Source organism: Azospirillum lipoferum 4B, assembly GCF_000283655.1.
Taxonomy (GTDB): Bacteria; Pseudomonadota; Alphaproteobacteria; order Azospirillales; family Azospirillaceae; genus Azospirillum; species Azospirillum lipoferum_C.
In genome coordinates this window covers 184,219-202,725 of the sequence record NC_016585.1, presented here as the reverse complement: position 1 = coordinate 202,725, position 18,507 = coordinate 184,219, and the positions used below count along the sequence as shown (strand labels likewise).

The window sequence follows — 18,507 nt, the reverse complement described above, 5'->3', positions numbered from 1 at the left end:
TCCCTCTCCCGGGGCGGGAGAGGGTGATGTTTGCGGTTCGCATCGCGCTCTCCTCACGCCGCCACCGGCTGCGGCTTCTTCGCCGCGGCGGCCGGAGCCAGATCGATGACGGTCAGCGTGGTGCGGATGCGTTGCTTGGTGCCGTCCTGGAAGGCGATGGTCGTGTCGACGTCGATCTTCGGCTGGCCGGCATAGATGCTGTCGATGATGGTGCCGTATTTCTCGGCGACGACGCCGCGGCGCACCTTGCGGGTGCGGGTCAGCTCGCCGTCGTCGGCGTCCAGCTCCTTGTAGAGCAGCAGGAACTTGGAGATGCGCTGGTACTCCGGAAGCGTCTGGTTCACCCGCTCCACCTCCGCCCGCAGCAGGTCGTAGACCTCCTGCTTGGACGACAGGTCGGAGTAGGTGGTGAAGGCGATGCGGTTCTTTTCCGCCCATTTCGACACGATGGAGAAGCGGATGCAGATGATCGCCGACAGATACTCGCGCTTGTCGCCCAGGATCACCGCCTCGGCCACATAGGGGCTGAACTTCAGCTTGTTCTCGATGTATTGAGGGCTGAAGCGGTCGCCGTGTGCGGTGGTGGCGATGTCCTTGATGCGGTCGATGATGACCAGATGCCCCTTCTTGTCGAAGAAACCGGCATCGCCGGTGTGCATCCAGCCGTCGCGCATGTCGGCGACGGTCGCCTTCTCGTTCCGGTAATAGCCGGCGAACATGTTGGGGTGGCGGGTGACGATCTCGCCGACGCCGTTGTGGTCGGCGTCGATCACCTTCACCTCGATGCCGTCGTCGAAGGGCACGCCGACCGTGTCGAAATCCACGTCGTTGCCGCGATGGACGGTGTAGGCGCCCATCGTCTCGGTCTGGCCGTAGATCTGGCGCAGCGGCACGCCGAGCGCCTGGAAGAACTTGAAGGTGTCGGGACCGAGCGCCGCGCCGCCGGTCGCCGCCGATTTCAGGTTGGTGAAGCCCAGCCGGTCGCGCAGAGCCTTGAACAGGATGGCGTCGGCCATCGCCGAGCGCTGCCCCTTCGCCAGCGCCTCCAGCCCCAGCCTCATGCCGAGTTCGTACATCTTCTGCTTGAAGGGCGAGGCATCCATCATCCGGGCGCGCACGTCGGCGGCGATGGCCTCCCACAGGCGGGGGGCGAACAGGACGAAGGTCGGCCCGATCTCGCGGAAGTCGTGCATCATCGTCTCGGCTTCCTCGACGAAGTTCACGCGCATCCGCGACACGATGCCCATGCCGACGGCATAGACCTGTTCCATGATCCAGGACAGCGGCAGGACCGAGACATACTCGTCCTCCGGCCCCTTGGGATCGGCGGACAGGTAGCTGGCGACATGGCGGATCAGGCGCCCCGCCGGCAGCATCGCCATCTTCGGGTTCGAGGTGGTGCCCGACGTGGTGCAGAGGATGGCGACATCCTCGCCCTTGGTCTCCGCCACCATGCGGTCGTAGAGGTCGGGCTGCGCGGCCAGCAGCTCCTCGCCCATGCGGATCAGGTCGGTGACCGGCATCAGGCGGAGGTCATGGTATTTGCGCATGCCGCGCGGGTCGGAATAGATGATGTGCTGCAGCGTCGGCAGCCGGTCGGCGAGGTTCAGCAGCTTGTCGACCTGCTCCTCGTCCTCAGCGAACACCACCTTCACGTCGGCATAGGTGATGAGGTAGGCGACCTCCTCGTCCAGCGCGTCGCGGTAGATGCCCAGGCTGTAGCCGCGCACGGCGTGGGTCGCGACCTCGCCCATCACCCAGTCGGGGCGGTTGTCGCCGAGAAGCCCGACCACCTCGCCCGGCACGACGCCGAGCTTGGTCAGCCCGAGCGCGAAGGCACGGACACGGGCCTGCACCTGGTCCCAGGTGAAGGTCCGCCAGATGCCGAAATCTTTCTCGCGCATGGCGATTTCGCCGCCATGGTCGCGGGCGTGCAATGCCACCAGCTTCGGCAGGGTGTCGTAGACGGCCAGATCGGGAAGATGAGAAAGCGCGGCCATCACGCGACCTCCTTCCGGGCCGGCGGAACGGCGGCGACGGGCTCCTCCTCCTCGTCGTCCTCGCCCAGATAGGCGCGGCGGACGCGGGGATCGGCCAGGACCTCCTCCGGCCTGCCTTCGGCGATCTTCTTGCCGAATTCCAGCACCATCACCCGGTGCGAGATGTCCATGACCACGCCCATGTCGTGCTCGATCATGACCACGGTCATGCCGAATTCCTCGTTCAGGTCGACGATGTAGCGGGCCATGTCCTCCTTCTCTTCCAGGTTCATGCCGGCCATCGGCTCGTCCAGCAGGATCAGGTCGGGCTTCAGCGCGATGGCGCGGGCCAGTTCCACTCGCTTGCGCAGGCCGTAGGACAGCGTGCCGGCGGTGGCCTTGCGCACATGCTGGATTTCGAGGAAGTCGATGATCTCCTCCACCTCGCGGCGGTGGGCCAGCTCCTCCTTCCTGGCGCCGGTCAGCCAATAGAGCGGCCCGGTCAGGAAGTTGTTCTTCAGCAGGTGGTGGCGGCCGACCATGATGTTGTCGAGCACGGTCATGTGCCCGAACAGCGCCAGATTCTGGAAGGTGCGGCCGATGCCGAGCGAGGCGCGATGGTTCGGGGTCATCCCCGTCACGTCGCGGCCCTTGAAATAGACCTTGCCATCGGTCGGCCGGTAACGGCCGGAGATGCAGTTGACCATCGAGGTCTTGCCGGCCCCGTTCGGGCCGATGATCGAGAACAACTCGCCCTTACGGATGCCGAAACTGACGTCGGTCAGCGCATGGACGCCCCCGAAGCGCAGATTGACGCCCCGAGCCTCGAAGATGGTCTCCGCCTGGGTGGTGGGCGACTTTTGGCCAGGGGAATTTTGGCCAGGGCCGGGGTGTGGTGCGACGGGCGCGCCTGACATTTCCTCCTCCGTTGCTGTTGGTACCGCTTCTCGGGGTCACGACCCGGCTCTTCGGTGGCCGGCGAGGTCCATATTGTGGACCGTTTCATGAGCAACTTCCGCACTATATACCGGGTTCTTGTCTGTTTTCAACACTGACATTCCGCCATTGCATGTTTTTTGACGCGACAAGCCGCCGCTTGGTCCATATGATGGACCTCATGAGCAGTCACGCCGACATCGCCACACCTCCCGCGGCCCCGAGCGGGGCGGGCGGCACCCAAAGCCTGGAACGGGCCATCGCCCTGCTGCGCGCGGTCGCCGACGCCGGCACCGACGGCGCGCGGCTGGCCGACCTGATGGCCGCGGTCGGGCTGTCGAAGGCGACCGCCCACCGGCTGCTGATGGCGCTGGCACGCGACGGGCTGGTGGAGCAGGACGGGCGCAGCAAGCGCTATCACCTGGGGCCGGATCTGGTGGCGCTGGGCGATCTGGCGGCGCTGCGGCACCGGCCGGCTCCCCCCACCCCTGCCCTGCCCCAGCCGCCGGAAGCAACAGCGCCAGCGGAGATGCCGCCGGCCCTGATGGTGAGGCCGTCGGCCTTCCTGCGGCCGGAGTATCGCGGCGAGTCCATCGCGCTGGCGGCCCTGCTGTGCGACCGTCATGTCCGCACCGCCGACGGCGCGCGGGCGGCGCTGCTGCATGAAAGCGTGGCGGGACAGACGACGGAGCTGAGCTTCGCCCGCCTCGCCCACGATTCGGCGCGCTTCGCGACGGTGCTGGCCGGCATGGGGGTGGGCCAGGGCGACCGGGTGGCGGTGCTGCTGCCCAAGGGACCGGAGCTGCTGATCACGGCATTGGCGATCTGGCGGCTGGGCGGCGTCTATATGCCGCTGTTCACCACCTACACCGCATCGGCGGTCGCCTACCGGCTGACCGACAGCGATGCCCGGGCCATCGTCACCAACGGCTTCCTGCGCCGAAAGGTGCCGCGCGACAACAGCCGGCCGGTGGTGACGGTGGAGGGCGACGAGGCCTTCGGTCCCGACGCGGTGCCCTTCTGGTCGTCGCTGCACGAGGCCGCCCCTCTGGCCGAGGTGGCGCGCTATCGGGAAGGCGATGCCTTCGCCCTGATCTACACGTCGGAATCCGAGCCGACGCCGCTGGGCGTCTCGCTGCCGGTCAAGGCGCTGTCGGGGATCGAGCAGTACATGCGCATCGGCCTCGATCTGCGCGACGACGACATCTACTGGAACATGGCCGATCCCGGCTGGGCCTATGGCGCCTATTACGGGCTGGTCGGGCCGCTGCTGCTGGGGCGGACGACGATCTTCTGCGATGGCCCCTACGACGTGCGGCAGGGCTACCGCATGCTGACCAAGTTCGGCGTCACCAACCTGACCGCCGCGCCGTCGCAGATCCGCGCCTGGCACGGCGCCGATCCCGGCGTGTCGCACCAGTTCGCGCTGCGTATCCTGTCGGTGGTGGGCGAACCGCTGCCGCCCGACCTGATCGCCTGGGCCAACCGGACGGTGAAGGTCCCCTTGCTCGACCAGTATGGCCAGCGCGAGACCGGCATCTTCATCGTGAACCGCTACGATCCCGACGGAATCGGCCGTTACGAATCCGAGGGGGCCGACGGTGGGGAGGCCGCCCAGCCGCCCAGCGGCTCGCTCGGCCGGCCGATGCCGGGATTCCGCGTCGTCATCCTCGACCCCGACGGGCGGGAGGCGCCGGCGGGAGGCGCCGGCGAACTCGCCATCGACGTCGACCATTCGCCGCTGTTCTGGTTCGAATCCTATGCCAACAACCCGCAACGCACCGCCCAGCGCTTCCGCCACGGCCGGCGCTATTACCTGACCGGCGACCGCGCCTTCCTGGACGGCGACGGCAACATCCATTACCGCGGCCGGGCGTCGGACGCGATCCAGATGCAGCAGGGCGAATAGGCAGCGGCACCGGTTTTCGGGTATAGATCGCCCTTCAGAATGCTGCGGCGGAATGCGGCGGCGGACGCCGGGGGAGCGCGAAGGACGGGTATGGAATCCAAGACGAAGAACCGCGAATCCTGGCTGGCCGCCGCCTTCGCGGCGCTGGCCGAAGGCGGCGTCGACAAGGTGCGGGTGGAGGTGCTGGCGAAGGCCCTGAAGGTCACCAAGGGCAGCTTCTACTGGCATTTCCGCGACCGCACCGAGCTGATGAACGCCCTGCTCGACAGCTGGAAGCTGGGCCGCATCGCCGCCATCAAGGAACAGACCCGGCTGGACGGGCGCGAACCGGCGCAGCAGCTGCGCGACCTGCTGGCACTCTATGGCGGCAGCAAGCCGCGCGGCATGGCGATAGAATTGGCGGTGCGCGACTGGGCGCGCCGCGATCCCGAGGCGGAAAACGTCATTGCCGAGGTCGACCGCGAGCGCCTGCACAGCGTCGCCGGCCTGTTCGCGGCCTTGGGCCTGGCCCCCGATCAGGCCTTCGCCCGCGCCTATCTGTTCTACGCCTTCGCCTTCGGCCAGGGGCTGCTCGCCCCCGGCGCCGCCGCCGACCGGGCGGAGGTGGTGCGGGCGATCTGCGCCGACGTGCTGGTGCCGGAGGCGCAGACGGCCGCTTAGATCGGATCGCGTAAAATCGGAATCGATTTGGAGCGTGAATCCGATCGCCAAACATAAAGCTACAGCGTCGTGCGTTTCATATTAAACGCACGACGCTGTAGGAGGAATCAGGACCTATAGGCCAGCCGCAGATTGCCCCAGTGCCTGCCGCGCACGACGATCGGCGCATCGACCTCCTTCAGGCGCACCATCTGGCCGCCGCCCATGTCGCGGCGATAGGCCTGCAACAGGAACGGCCGGGTGTTGCGTGCGGCGGCAAGGCCCGAGCGGTCGGCGAAGACGCGCCGGTTGCGGCAATGGGCGGTGTTCCAGACGACGTCGCCCGGCCGTTGCGGCTCGGAATAGCGGCTGTTGTGGGTCGGCACATAGCCGATGTTGTTGGTCGCCACGCAAAGCTGAAAGCGGGGGTTGGAGGCCAGGACCGGTTCCTGGATCGCCGGAAACAGGCGGTCGGTCAGCTCGGTGAAGGGGGCCAGCGCCTGTTCGGGATCGCTGCCGGGAATGGGAGTGAGGTCGGTGGAGAACAGCGCCTCCTCCCCGATGGCGCCGCTGGACAGAGCGCCTTCCAACGCCTTGGACAGGGCCGCCGCGGTGTCCTGCGCGGTGCGGATGATCTCGGCGTCCGCCTCCACCATCGCGCGATAGGCCCGGCCCAGCCGGTCCGCCTGACCGTCCGACCGCTCGTCGAAGGCCAGATGCAACCCGAGGTCGCTGATCCCGGCGACGACGGCCGGCAGGTCGCCGACCTCGCGCAGCGAGACGGTCAGCCGCATCTGCTCGGCAAGCGGCGGAAGCCCCTTGGCATCCACCAGCATTCCCTCCAGCGACAGATCCAGCATGGTGGTGTCGCGGCGGTCGCCGGCCAGGACCAGCGTGACCGGCTCTTCGCAGGGGATGCGGTCGGACAGGCGGCGGTCGCCGGCAACCGACTGGCGCAGGGCGATGACCAGACGGCGCTTCAGGTCGGCGACCGCGGTCTGGGTATCGGCCATCCGGCGGGTGACGTCGGTGGCGATGCCGGTGATCCCGTCGGCCTGATCGCGGATGCTGAGGACGCTGACCGACACCTGCGAGGCACCGCCGGCCGAGTTGGTGGCGCTGCGCCCGATCTCCCCGTTGGCGGCGGATTGCTCCTCCACCGCGGCGGCGGTGGCGGCGGCGGCCTCGTCGATTTCCTCGATCACGGAAATGACGGTCTGGATTGCCGTGACGCTGCCGCCGACCGCCTGCTTCAGCTGGTCGATCTGGCGGGCGATGTCTTCGGTCGCCCGCGCCGTCTGGTTGGCGAGCGCCTTCACCTCGCTGGCGACGACGGCGAAGCCCTTGCCGGCCTCCCCTGCCCTCGCTGCCTCGATGGTGGCGTTCAGAGCCAGCAGGTTGGTCTGGCCGGCAATCGCGTTGATCAGGTTGGCGACCTTGGCGATCTCCTCCGTCGCCAGTTCCATCTGGCCGATGGCGGAGGCGGAACCGCGGGCGCTTTCCACCGCCCGCCGGGCCACCTCGCTGGAGCGGGCCGCCTGCCGCGCGATCTCGTGCCCGGCGCTGTTCAGCTCCTCCGTCGCGGCGGCGACCGACTGGGCGTTGGCGCTGGCCTGCTCCGAAGCGGCCGACACCACCATCGTGTTCTCCCGCACCACGCCCAGGGCCTGCAGCAGATGCTGAATGCCGTCGCCGGCCCGGTTGCTGGCCAGTTCCACCCCCATCCAGGTCGCATCCAGGTCGCTTTCGATCGACTTGCAGGTCTCCAGCAGAGCCTGGCGGGTCAGCGCCTTCTGCCGCAGTTCGGTCTCGTGTTTCTCATGGGCGCTATAGGCCAGCTTCGCCTTCATCGCGTTCAGTTCGGACGCCACGCGGGCGAATTCCGGCACGGCGATCGGTGTCATCGGATCGGTGAGAGCGCCGCGGGCGATGCGCTCGAACGTCTGTTCCAGGACCGATAGCGGACGGCGCACCGTGCGCAGGATCAGCCAGCCGAACAGGGCGGCCAGCAGGCAGCTCAGCAGAACCGCCGTGTCGACCATGGCGATGCGAAGCCCGTGGTCGGCTTCTGCCTTGTCGAACTCCTCCCGCGCCACCCGGATCTGCAGTTCCAGCAGCGCGTCCGACACCCGGCGCAGTTCGGCGAAGGCGGGACGGACGGTGCCGCGCAGATGGGCGTCCAGCGCCGCCCCGTTCTTCTCCCGCGCCAGGGCGATGGCCGGGCCGATGCCGGACTGGAGATAGGAGCCCACCAGCGGCTTGAACCGGTCGGCGAGGACCGCCTCCTCCGGCGTCAGGTAGGTGGCGAGATAGGCGGTCAGCAGCTGCTGCATGGCGGCGGTGTTGGCAGCCACGTCCGCTTCGATGGTGGCGAGGTCGCCGGTTCCCCTACCCGCCTGAAGATTGCCTGCCTTAAGATCGCCAGCCTGAAGATCGGCGGCGAGATCGGTCAGGCGCTGCCGGCTGTCGCGGGCGAGATTCTGGATTTCGCCGATCTGATAGGCGGGAACCGTCCGGTCCTCGTACACCGTGCGAAGCGACCGGTTGGACGCCTCCATGCCCTCCAGGCCGAGCCAGCCGGCCAGCAGCATCGCCAGGATCAGCAGCACCATGGCCCCGGCCAGACGGCCGGACAGGCTGGACCACGCCTTGGCGGCCGCCCGGGCCGCGCGGCTGCGGCGGACGAGCGCGCCATGGCTCAGCGCCACCGCCGCCCGACCGTCCCGCATGGCGGCATACAGGGCATCGGCCGCCGCCACCTCGTCGCGCGACGGTTTCGAGCGGATGGAGATATAGCCGGTGACGGCACCGTTCTCGATCACCGGGGTGACGTTGGCGCGCACCCAGTAATAATCGCCGGACTTGGTCCGGTTCTTCACCAGCCCTTCCCAGGGCCGGCCCGACTTCACGGTCGCCCACAGATCGGCGAAGGCCTCCTTGGGCATATGCGGATGGCGGACGAGGTTGTGCGGAGCGCCGATCAGCTCATGTTCCTCGAAACCGCTGATCTCGACGAAAGCCTGGTTCACGAAGGTGATCCGCCCGCCGGTGTCGGTGCGCGACACCAGGGGAACGCCGTCGGTCAGATGGACCTCGCGGTCGGTGATCGGGGTATTGACGCGCATGACGCGGTTACGCTCCAGCCAAAGTCTCGCAGGAAACGGTCGGGCGTGGAGGCGCGCTCGGCAGCGCCGGACGATCACGTCCGTCGCCCCCCGGACCGGACGGTGCGATGCAAGCGGCATGCCGCCCGATATTGTCAGCAATCAAACAACCTGGAGGGCGGAACGCAACGGCCGGTCTGTTTCCATCCGAGTGGATCGTCGCAAAATGCGTCCGGAAAAGAATGGCGGGCGCGGCACACAGTGCAAACTGGCAAAAGCTATGCAGTCTAACTGTTCAGCCGCGCAACGAGCCGGCGGACAGTCCGTCGAGCGGGATGGCGGTGACGCTCTTGACCTCTTCCATCACCGCATAGGTGTGGGTTTCCCGCACGCCCCGCGCGGTGGACAGCAGTTCGCCCAGGAACAGGCGGTATTCGTTCATGTCGCGCACCCGCGCCTTGACCAGATAGTCGAAGCCGCCGGCGACCATGTGGCATTCCATGATCTGCGGCATGCGCAGCACGGTGGCCTTGAAGTCGTCGAAATTATCGGGCGTGGTGCGGTCCAGCACCACCTCGACGAAGACCAGCATCCCGGCCTCCAGCCGGTGCGGGTCAAGCAGCGCGACATAGCGCTGGATGATGCCGTCCGCCTGCAGCCGCTTCACCCGCTCCAGGCAGGCGGCCGGGCTCAGGTTGATGCGGCGGGCCAGCTCGACATTGCTGAGGCGTCCATCCTCCTGCAGCTCACGCAGGATCTTGATGTCGGTGGAATCGAGGCTGCGGTCCATCGGCGGCTCGGAATGCTGTTCGGCTGGCCGCCCCGATCTTCGGGCAAAGAACGGGGCCACCGCGGAACCGACCATAGCAGGAACGGCGATGACGGCGCCACTCCGAAGCCTGTTTGCCGGCGCCGGCCCCCCGTCATGCGCCCCCGTCATGCGCCCCCCGTCACGCCGCCAGCGGCAGCATCACCGTCATGCGCAGCCCGCCGGTCGGGCGGTTTTCCGCGCTGACGCGGCCGCCGAAGGCCTCGATGTTGCGGCGGACGATCCACAGGCCGATGCCGAAATGCGCGGCCCCGGCCAGATGGGCGGCCGATTCGTCCTCCGGCATGCCGCGGCCGGGTTCGCGGTGGGAGAAGTAACGCTCGAAGATGCGCTCCAGGTTGGCGGGATCGACGCCCGGCCCTTCGTCGTCCACCACCAGCTCGGCCCAGCGGCCGTTGCGGGTCAGGCGGACGCTGACGGCGGAATCGGCCGGCGAGAAGCTGACGGCGTTCTCCACCAGATTCTCGACGATGGTCTCCAGCGTCTCCTCGCTGGCCCGCACCACCAGCCCGGCATCGATGCGCGAGCGCATGTGCAGGCGCTGTTCAGCCAGCAGGCCGGTATAACCGCCGGCCATCCGCTCCACCAGCGATGACAGGTCGACGCGGCGGCGCGCAGGCGCCAGCAGGTCGGCCGCCGCCTCGTCCATGCGGCGGGCGAAGGAGACGAGGCCGTCCAGCTTGTCCAGCGACTTCTCGATCATCGTCAGCGCGCGCTGGCTGCGGGCGTTCTCCGCCGGCAGGGCGCGACGCAGCGGCTCCACCGACTGGCGGATGACGGCGATCGGCGTCTTGAAGGCGTGGGCGTTGTCCTCCGCCGCGCGGCGCAGCGACTGGGCGCTGTCGCGCAGGGTGGAAACGAGACGGTCGAAATCCTCCGCCACCCCGGCCAGTTCCGGCACGGTGTTGCGTGCGGCGAAGGAGGCGCTGCGGTCCTGATGGTCGGGGGTATCCTCGCCGCCGACGATGCGGCGGGCCAGATCGCCGAAGCGGTTCAGGTTGCGCCAGATGCCGGCGAGCACCGCCAGCACCAGCGCCGCCATCGCCAGATAGATCGCCGCGGCGGCCTGGACCGCCGGCGTGCTCCAATAGGGACGGCCGATGGAGGAGGAGATGTAGGCTTCGGTGGCGTGGCTGGTCACCAGCGCCCAGCAGCCGAAACTGGTCTTGATCGGGGTGATGGAGGACAGCACCTCCTCCCCGCCTTCGGCATGGGGAACGCGCATCGCCAACGTGGAGTTGCCGGCGCAGCTCGACCCCAGCCGGTCCAGCACCCCCTGTTCGAGCAGCAGGCGCCGTTCGGCATCGATGTCGGTAGTCGACAGGCTGGGCGCCGCCGCGACATAGAAGAAGGGTTCCGGTCCGGTCCTGACCGCCGCGGTCCCGGTGGCCGCCACGCGCGGCCGCACCAGCAGCTTCAGCCGGGTGCGGTCGTCGCCGTAGCGGGCCAGCGCGCTGCTGAGGCTGGGCAGCGCCGTGCGGTCGACGCCCAGAAGCTCCGGTTCGAGAGCGCGGGCGATCAGCTCGCCCTGGCGCTGGGCGCTCTTCAGCAGGAGCTGCTGCGAGGCCTCGTCGGCGCGCTGGAACTGGTCGTAGAGCAGGACCGGCACGGCGACGAAGACGACGGTGAGCAGCACCAGGCGGCTCGCCATCGAACGCCACAGCCAAAGCAGGCGGGCGGACGCTTGTCTGGGCGCCCGCATCGCGAGGTCACTCGGCAGCAGCGCCATCGATCAGCATGTCCTCGCTCATTCCACCGCGCTGGCCATTGCGCGTGCCGGTGCCCGGGGCATTGTCCACGCCGTCCTCGTCGCCACCCTGGCCGGCCGGGTTCTCACCCTTGCCCCAGCGATAGCCGAAGCCCGGGTAATTCTCGATGCAGGCGAAGCTGGCGTCGACCGAGCGGAACTTCTGGCGGATGCGCTTGATGAAGGCGCGGACGTTGGCGCGGTAGCCCGACGGGCCGTAGCCGGCGACGAAGCCCTTGCCGTGGACGAGGTCGTAGATCTCGCGGTAGGACACATCCTCTTCCGGGCGGGTCGACATCAGCTTGACGATGTTGAACTCGGTCAGCGTCAGGTCGATGCGCTTGCCCTTCCAGAAGGCGCGGCTGTTGTCCAGGCGCAGCTCCAGCTCGCCCAGGCGATGCATGGTGGCGGCGCCGCCGGCCTCCGCCTCGTCGGCACCCTTGACCGCATCGCCCTTGGTGCCGTCCAGGATCAGGCGCATGCGCTTCAGCAGGATCGACAGGCTGCGGGACTTCTCCACGAAGTCCAGCGCGCCGCCGGCCAGCGCCGCCTCCTCATAAATCTGGTCGGACAGCACGGTCAGGAAGATGACCGGGGTGGCGATGCCGCGGGCGCGCATCTGGCGCAGGACGTCGATGCCGTCAAGCTTGGGCATGCGCCAGTCCAGCAGGACGATGTCGACAGACCCGCCGCCGGCGAAGAAATCGAGCGCCGGCTCGCCGCGGTCGAAGGTGATGACCTCGTATCCCTCATCGCCGAGGTTGAGGCTGAGCGACTCACGGAACAGATCGTCGTCGTCCACCAGGGCGATGCGGCCAATGGTCGGTTCGGTCATTGCTGACATTCCCTTGTTCGACTCCGCCTTACTGAACCCCGGCGCGGACAGGGCGCCCTGCGTCAGCGTGAGCGAGGAGTTGGGCGAAGCATCGGTGGTCGGCGTCAGGGACATTTTGGCTGCTCTTCATATCGTAGGAGAGGGCGCGGAAGTCCTGGGACGAGGTCATATCCATGAAGAAGAAGACCTTGAGGGTGCAGTCACCCTTGGAATACCGCCAGATTTTGGCGGGAGGCGCCTCTTCCCTTGCAACAGGGGACCCCAGGAGGTTGAGAGTCTGGACTTCGTCCAGCCCGACAAGGCTGTCGGGGTCGGCGTTGGCGGTTGCGGGAGGGGTGGGCGTCTGCCCCACGGCCGCCAGCTGGGTGGCGGCCGTGTTGGCATCCATGCCGGCCGCCGCCACGTCGCCGTTCGTCACCGGGGGACCCGGCTGCGGCAGCGGCAGGGTCGGCGCCAGCGATGCGGCGTCGGGACTCTTGCGGACCGGCTTCTGCTTGGGCACCGGCGGGGAAGCCGGACGGGCCTTCGGGTTGGCTGCCGACAAATCGGGTCCGCCCCATCCCGGCCCGACCGTGTTGGCCGGGCAGCCGGCCAGCAGCAGGACCGCGACCAGCAGGCCCGCATGTCGGCCCCGGCCGGCGGCGTAGGCGCCGAACTGCGCCACATCGCGGAGGACTGCCGGCACGGTCATGGGGGCGAGCCTTTCAAAAACTGGAGGGGCAAGAACTTGAGGGACAAACACGAGGCGGTCGGCTATGGCGGCATGAACACGGGAACCGGCCATTTCCATCCGTTCGCAAAATTCACTTCGCGTCTGAGTTGGAGTTGACCGCGTCCGATGACCATAAAATCAGTCTATCCTGGTTAATGGCGCGTTAAAGCCACAGCAGATACCCCCATTTTGCGAAAGACTACCAATATTTTGCGGAGTTTCGTTTGAATTTCGAGCGAATGAGACAGGCAACTCCCCGTGCTTTGCTCAAAAGTGGTATGCAATCTGGTCAAGTCCATTCTACGTCGACCGCTTTGTGGGGTACAGGCGGAGGGCGACAGGACGTGACAGGAATGAGGCGGGAAGATGGCCGGGATCGGACGGGAATGAGGCCGTCGCGGGCGGAAGGCCAAAAACAGCCGGCCCAAAAAACAATCGGCGGCGGAGCCACCCGGGTATGGCTCCGCCGCCGCTCAGCCGGACGGGCAACAGGTCATTCGTCGGCGCGCATCACAGCGGCCGCAAGGCGTTGCCTCTGGAACTCCAGCCGTGGTTCCGGCCGGCCGTCAGGCCGGTCGGCGTCGTGGGAACAATGCATTTTCGGCACCATCCATCACGGCAGTCATCATGCGCCGGACGGACGGCGCGGTCAAGTTTGTATTACGTACAATTTAGAAGTCCCGCTATCCGGCCGATATGGCGAGGCCATGCAGAGGACCGCGCCACTGCCCGATGCCGCCCGATGGAGCACGGCCCAGGGAACCGATGGGCGCGGCGCCAGTTCTTTCCAGACATGATCCGTCCCGGCGAATGGAGCTGAAGCATGCCACTGATCCTGCTGCTGATCCTTGCGATCGTGATTGCCCAGATCGGATTCTGGGACACCCTCGGTGCCCTTCTCGGCGGGGTGGCGATGATCGTGCTGCTCATCCTGCTGCTGGGGGCCCTGGCGGTTCTCGGCGGCCGTTACCTGATGTCGAGGGCGCGCGGCGGATGAAATGGAGCGGCAAGGCGCTTACGGGCGTTGCGCCGTCCCATTTCATCCAGCGGACCGACCGGGATGCGTACTCGTGCTGTCCCCCTGCCCCTCGGGCGCTGGGCTGGAGGCGCAGCTTCATGGCGACCTGCTGGCGATCCTGGAGGCGTGCGCCGAGGCGGACCCGAAACGCCGACAGCCCGCCTCGTTGGAGGCGGGCTGTCAACTGTCGGTGGTTGCGGGGGCACGCAATAGCCGAGAGCGACAGTTCTTGGCGGTTACGATCTGATATGGATGGGAAACGAGACGGCTCACCACATGTATTCAGTGGATCTCCAACAACAACACCACAGGCATATGGATGCTCGACCTCTACGAAGCTCTCGTCTTTATCTTGGACGAACCGGCCTTCTGGATCCGAACCTGAAAGGACCAGAGTCCCAGAGTGCGAAAAGTCGAGCCCGTTCTTGTATGTTCTGTGTCCGCCCTTCTGGCTGCCCCGCGGTTGAGAGGGGTGGGTTCGGAAGAGGGGTGTCGTCGCCCGTTCCGGAGTTCGGCCCCGCGCCATAGATTGGCACCCTCGTCCGTTGCCCCGGGACCCGCACGGTATCACGACGCATCGGCACCGACCCGCCGCGGGCGCCGCATTCACAAGGACAGGTGCCGGTAACGGCTCCGAGGCTCTTCGCGGCCCGTAATGACAGGAGGGACGCCATGACCTTCGTTGGCATCGACATCGACGCGGAAGTCCATGCCGCCGCCGCGGTGAACGATCAAGGCTCAACGGTGTGCAAGCCGTTCCGTTTCACCGCGGACCAAGCGGGACATACCGCACTGTTCGCCGAGCTTGAGCGGCTGGCATTGATTCAGCTCGTCGTGCTGGAAGCCACCGGACACTATTGGAAAAAACCTCGCCGCCGCGCTGGTCGCCCGCGACCTACCGGTGGCCGTCCTCCACCCGCTGCAGTCCGCCCGCTTCCAGCAGGAAGCGCTGATGCGCACCAAGACCGACGCACTCGACGCCCTGGGGCTCGCCCGCCTCGGCCAGCAGAAGCGGCCACTGCCGGCAACCTTGCCTGATCAGGCCACCGAGCAGTTGCGCGAACTGGTCCGTCATCGCGACCGCCTTGTCCAAGACTGCGGCGACCGCGTGCGGCAACTCCATCGCCTGCTGGACCTCCCTTTCCCCGAGTTCAAGCACCATGTCGCCCTGCTGGACACGGCACTCGCCCTGACGATCCTGAAAGCGTTCCCGACCGCGACGGATGTCGCCGCCGCCATGCCCCGGCGTCTGGCCAAGCTGCGCAACGGACCGCGGCACCTCGTTGGCGACGCGTTGGCGCGCCAGCTGATCGCCGCCGCCAAACAGACCGTGGCCGCCCAGAGCGGCGATGTCTATCGCGTGCGGAACCGGCATGCTTGCGAGGATCTGGCGCTCTGGCGCACCCGGCTTCTCGCCATCGACGCGATGATCGAGACGTTGCTCGACGATCATCAGGTCGGTCGTCTGCTGACCTCCATCGAAGGAATTGGCACGACAACGGCGGCGCGTCTGGTGGCCGAGCTCGACGATCCCGCGCGGTTCCGCTCGCCGGATGCTTTGGCCTCCTACATTGGCCTCGTTCCGGCCCTCAAGCACTCCGGCAAACAAACGCCGAAGCGGGCGGGGCTGTCGCCGATCGGCAAGGCGGCCTTGCGGCGGGCGCTGTGGATGCCAACACTTCACGCGGTGCAAGCCAGTCCCTGGCTACGCGCCTTCTACGATGGCCTGCGTACCCGCGGAAAACCGGGCAAGGTCGCGCTGATCGCCGCGATGCGCAAGCTGATGGTCGCCGTCTGGACCGTCGCCAAACAGCGGCGCGCCTGGTCGCCCTCACCACCTCAGGAGACGACCGCCTGAGCCCCAGCGGCCGGTCTGGCCCCAACCCGCTTTGTCGCTTCACATACGCCACGGTATCTATGGCGTCACCCCTCTACAGGATTGGCGAAAACCGGCAAACACAGGCGGAACATGCACTGTCCCGGGTCCCCTGACTCGAGTTCCAGCTTACCCTTGTGCAGTATGGCAATCTTATGGGCCAGGTAAAGACCCAGCCCTATGCCGACAACGGTGCGTGCTCTAGGGGCACGATAATACTTGTCAAAGATGTGCGGGATAACCGACGGCGGGATCCCTGGTCCTCGGTCGGTGATACGGAAGATGGCAATAGAGTCCTCTATGCCAACTGTGATCTCGATCGGCTTTTCGACACCACCGTATTTTTGGGCGTTGTCGAGAAGATTGATGACGACAGTGCGCAACAAAAGCAGATCGGCATGCACCGGCACCGGTTCCGGGGCATGGACCAGCACATCGGGGCCGTCGGGCGGCAGTTCCATGACGACGTCCCGCGCCAACCGGGCGAGGTCGAGAGGACGCAGATCAACCGCAAGGCTTGGTTGGTCGAAGCGATCACGCTGCAACCCAACTTCGATCAGTTCGACAAGGCGATCAGCAGACCGGCGCATGCGATCCAGCAACGTCGTTTGTGATGGACCGGGCACTGCCGCGCTCAATTCCATGACGTCGATACCGGCGCGGATCACCGACATCGGTGTGCGGTATTCATGCCCGATCATGTCGATGAACTGGATCTGGTCCTTGGCAGCCTGCCGCTCGGCAGCGAGAGCCGCCTCCACCTCGCGTTTGGCGCTCACCAATTCGCGGGTCTGCTCGTCAATGATCCGCAGCGCACGTTCTTCAGCCGCATGTGAAGCCGCCAGGGCCGTCGCCTGAGCCTCCCGTCGGGCGTTCTCCGCGTCACGCATCCGGGTCATCATCGAGATGTTCATCAACACGATATGGAGAAGGCTGGCGATAAAGTAGAACTGTTCGGTCCACCAAGTGTTCGGAATCAGCCCGAGGGCTCGCATGATCGAGACACCACCACCGCACAAGGCCGGCGCAAAAGCGATCAGAAAACGCCGGGCCAGGATGTCGCCACGCAAAGCCAGCTTAATGCTGAAAGACGTATCGGCGATGATGAGGGCCAAACCAATGAACTGGCCAGCCGTGGCCCCCGATCGATAATCGCCGAAAAGGACCGGGATGACGGTCAACGGGCACAACGCGCCGAGGGTGAGAATGGTGGCTCGCCCCCATGGTGCTTTCTCCCGAAGCCGAAGGAAAGTGACGACGAAGAGCGCCCCGCAGGTCAAGCTGGTTGCGTTGCTGATCGACATCCATAGCTTCGATGTCGGCGCGAAGGTCTCGGGCATCAGCGACGCCAATGTATTGCTGATGGCCATGTGATTGATAAGAAGTGACAGGACGTATCCAGCGTAGTACAGATTCAATCTTTCTCGCAGCCAGATAAACCAGAGCACATTAAAGATAAAAACCAGAGCAAAAGAGCCGTATATCAGGCCATGAAACAGGGAATGGTTTGATACTGTCGCCGTCAACGACCGATCATCAAAGATGGCGCCGCGGAAACTGACCACCGTCGCACTGGTGACGCGCGCGTACACGTCCCGTACGGCACCGGGCGGCAGATTGAAGGAAACCAGCAAATTGCTGTTGGCCACTCGGTGCTCGGGGACCGGCACCATGGATCCGACGGATTGCCGCTGAAAATCCTCGGGTCCATGGGGCTTGTCCGTCGTCGCGATATAAAGGTCTATTCGATCGATAATCGGCGGAAGCAGGTCCAGAATCCAGTGCCCGGCATCAGGCCCAGGTTGACGCAGACGAAAGCGGACCCAAACCGCATCCGATGTGTATCCCGCGCCAAGGGTCAGGGGAATCGGGAGGAAGGTCGCTGAAAGCGCATCGGCAAGCGTCATCTGACCCGTCGGATCCCGCATCGCTTCCAAATGCCCGGATATCGACAGTGGGGTCTGGGCAGCCACCAGATCGATGGGCGGTTGGCGATAGCCCGGTTCCTCTGCCCTGGCCGAAACCATCCCCGCCAACAGCAGCAGTGCCATCGCCCACAGCCAAAGGCGAGTTCGCGACGCAGTTTGTCTGTTCGGAAGCTGATGTAGCGGCATAAATGGCAACCGACTCCCTATCGTATCACCACCGGGGCTGAAAACAGATAACCCACCCCATGGACAGTCTGGATCGGCGTGGTGTCGTCGCCTACCAGTTTGAGCTTGCTGCGGAGCCGCCGAACGAGGGCTTCCAGCGCACGGTCACCGTCCAGGTTGTTCGCGTAGCCCAAAGCGTCGTGCAAGACCTCACGGATCACCGGCTCCCCTGGTGATCGGCACAAAATAGTGACGAGGCGCATCTCTTTGGCGGATAAATGCATCGGTTGACCGCCAGGGGCCGAGATCGTCCAACCGCTGTTGTCGATCAGCCAATGAGGCCCCTGGCTGTCCGGCACGGGGACTGGCGCCGGGGCAGGGATGACGGTCACCGCTGCCTCGGGGTGCGCGGGAACTGATGTAGCCCGCAGTCGCTGGATTAATCCACGGGCGGCAACGGCCAACTCGCGGCAGTCGATCGGCTTGGCAAAGAACAAATCGGCACCATTTTCAAAGAAGCGCAGACGTGTGTCGGGCGCAGTATTCGCCGTAATGGCGATGATCCCAATTGCTGTCTGCTGGCGCAGAAAACGGGCGATTTCCATGCCGTCCAAATCGGGAAGCCCAAGATCGACGATGACAACGTCAACTTTGCGCTGCCCAAGAAGCCGGTACAGCTCAAGTGCGGAGCCGACTGCTTCGACACGGAAGCCCTGAAGCGCGAGGCTCTGCACCAAAAGAGCCTGAAGGTCTGGGTCGTCTTCCACGATGACTATAGATCGCTCGTGATGACCACTGACATACGGCTCCAACATGAAATGATAGGCTCC

Annotated in this window: 13 protein-coding genes and 1 pseudogene; 5 read left to right on the top strand and 9 right to left on the bottom strand. The window is 66.1% G+C overall.

The features are described from left to right. Positions 1–53: 53 nt before the first annotated feature. Together AZOLI_RS14665 and AZOLI_RS14660 are read right to left on the bottom strand one after the other, a co-directional pair. On the bottom strand, positions 54–2,000 hold the full coding sequence (locus AZOLI_RS14665) for a long-chain fatty acid--CoA ligase (protein ID WP_014187948.1): 1,947 nt from the start codon (positions 1,998–2,000) through the stop codon (positions 54–56). Then, positions 2,000–2,896, bottom strand: a complete 897-nt coding sequence (locus AZOLI_RS14660) for an ABC transporter ATP-binding protein (RefSeq protein WP_014187947.1) — start codon at positions 2,894–2,896, stop codon at positions 2,000–2,002. The genes AZOLI_RS14665 and AZOLI_RS14660 overlap by 1 nt, the downstream gene beginning before the upstream one ends. Positions 2,897–3,096: 200 nt before the next feature. On the opposite strand from AZOLI_RS14660, the gene AZOLI_RS14655 reads away from it, so the two are divergent. Next, positions 3,097–4,824: an AMP-binding protein gene (locus AZOLI_RS14655; protein WP_162488208.1), complete on the top strand. Its 1,728-nt coding sequence runs from the start codon at positions 3,097–3,099 to the stop codon at positions 4,822–4,824. A 90-nt stretch (positions 4,825–4,914) separates the two neighbouring features. Further along, the gene (locus AZOLI_RS14650) at positions 4,915–5,484 is read left to right on the top strand and encodes a TetR/AcrR family transcriptional regulator (protein ID WP_014187945.1); all 570 of its coding nucleotides are present in this window, start codon (positions 4,915–4,917) and stop codon (positions 5,482–5,484) included. A gap of 107 nt (positions 5,485–5,591) precedes the next feature. Here AZOLI_RS14650 and AZOLI_RS33630 read toward each other — a convergent pair whose 3' ends face one another. The 5 genes from AZOLI_RS33630 to AZOLI_RS14625 all read right to left on the bottom strand — a co-directional run bounded on the left by AZOLI_RS33630 (position 5,592) and on the right by AZOLI_RS14625 (position 12,669). Further along, positions 5,592–8,588 carry a methyl-accepting chemotaxis protein gene (locus AZOLI_RS33630; protein WP_014187944.1) on the bottom strand — a complete coding sequence of 999 codons (2,997 nt, stop codon included), beginning with the start codon at positions 8,586–8,588 and terminating at the stop codon, positions 5,592–5,594. Positions 8,589–8,862: 274 nt separating this feature from the next. Further along, complete coding sequence (locus AZOLI_RS14640) at positions 8,863–9,357, bottom strand: Lrp/AsnC ligand binding domain-containing protein (protein ID WP_014187943.1); 495 nt, start codon at positions 9,355–9,357, stop codon at positions 8,863–8,865. A gap of 160 nt (positions 9,358–9,517) precedes the next feature. Further along, positions 9,518–11,125, bottom strand: a complete 1,608-nt coding sequence (locus tag AZOLI_RS14635; RefSeq protein WP_014187942.1) for a sensor histidine kinase — start codon at positions 11,123–11,125, stop codon at positions 9,518–9,520. After that, positions 11,106–11,978 carry a response regulator transcription factor gene (locus AZOLI_RS14630; protein WP_081505964.1) on the bottom strand — a complete coding sequence of 291 codons (873 nt, stop codon included), beginning with the start codon at positions 11,976–11,978 and terminating at the stop codon, positions 11,106–11,108. The genes AZOLI_RS14635 and AZOLI_RS14630 overlap by 20 nt, the downstream gene beginning before the upstream one ends. A gap of 28 nt (positions 11,979–12,006) precedes the next feature. Then, positions 12,007–12,669 carry a hypothetical protein gene (locus AZOLI_RS14625; RefSeq protein WP_014187940.1) on the bottom strand — a complete coding sequence of 221 codons (663 nt, stop codon included), beginning with the start codon at positions 12,667–12,669 and terminating at the stop codon, positions 12,007–12,009. 844 nt (positions 12,670–13,513) lie between these two features. On the opposite strand from AZOLI_RS14625, the gene AZOLI_RS32890 reads away from it, so the two are divergent. From AZOLI_RS32890 to AZOLI_RS14615, 3 genes and pseudogenes are all read left to right on the top strand, one after another. Next, positions 13,514–13,687, top strand: a complete 174-nt coding sequence (locus AZOLI_RS32890; protein WP_014187939.1) for a hypothetical protein — start codon at positions 13,514–13,516, stop codon at positions 13,685–13,687. A gap of 693 nt (positions 13,688–14,380) precedes the next feature. Continuing rightward, positions 14,381–14,563, top strand: a pseudogene (locus tag AZOLI_RS33820) (IS110 family transposase); the annotation flags it as partial. Between the two features lies 1 nt (position 14,564). After that, positions 14,565–15,566 (top strand): IS110 family transposase, encoded by a 1,002-nt coding sequence (locus AZOLI_RS14615; protein WP_275451546.1) that lies wholly within the window; start codon positions 14,565–14,567, stop codon positions 15,564–15,566. A 65-nt stretch (positions 15,567–15,631) separates the two neighbouring features. On the opposite strand, the gene AZOLI_RS14610 is transcribed toward AZOLI_RS14615, so the two are convergent. Further along, positions 15,632–17,635 carry a sensor histidine kinase gene (locus AZOLI_RS14610; protein ID WP_044551337.1) on the bottom strand — a complete coding sequence of 668 codons (2,004 nt, stop codon included), beginning with the start codon at positions 17,633–17,635 and terminating at the stop codon, positions 15,632–15,634. Positions 17,636–17,715: 80 nt separating this feature from the next. Beyond that, complete coding sequence (locus tag AZOLI_RS14605) at positions 17,716–18,492, bottom strand: response regulator transcription factor (RefSeq protein ID WP_044551334.1); 777 nt, start codon at positions 18,490–18,492, stop codon at positions 17,716–17,718. Between the last annotated feature and the right edge of the window lie 15 nt (positions 18,493–18,507).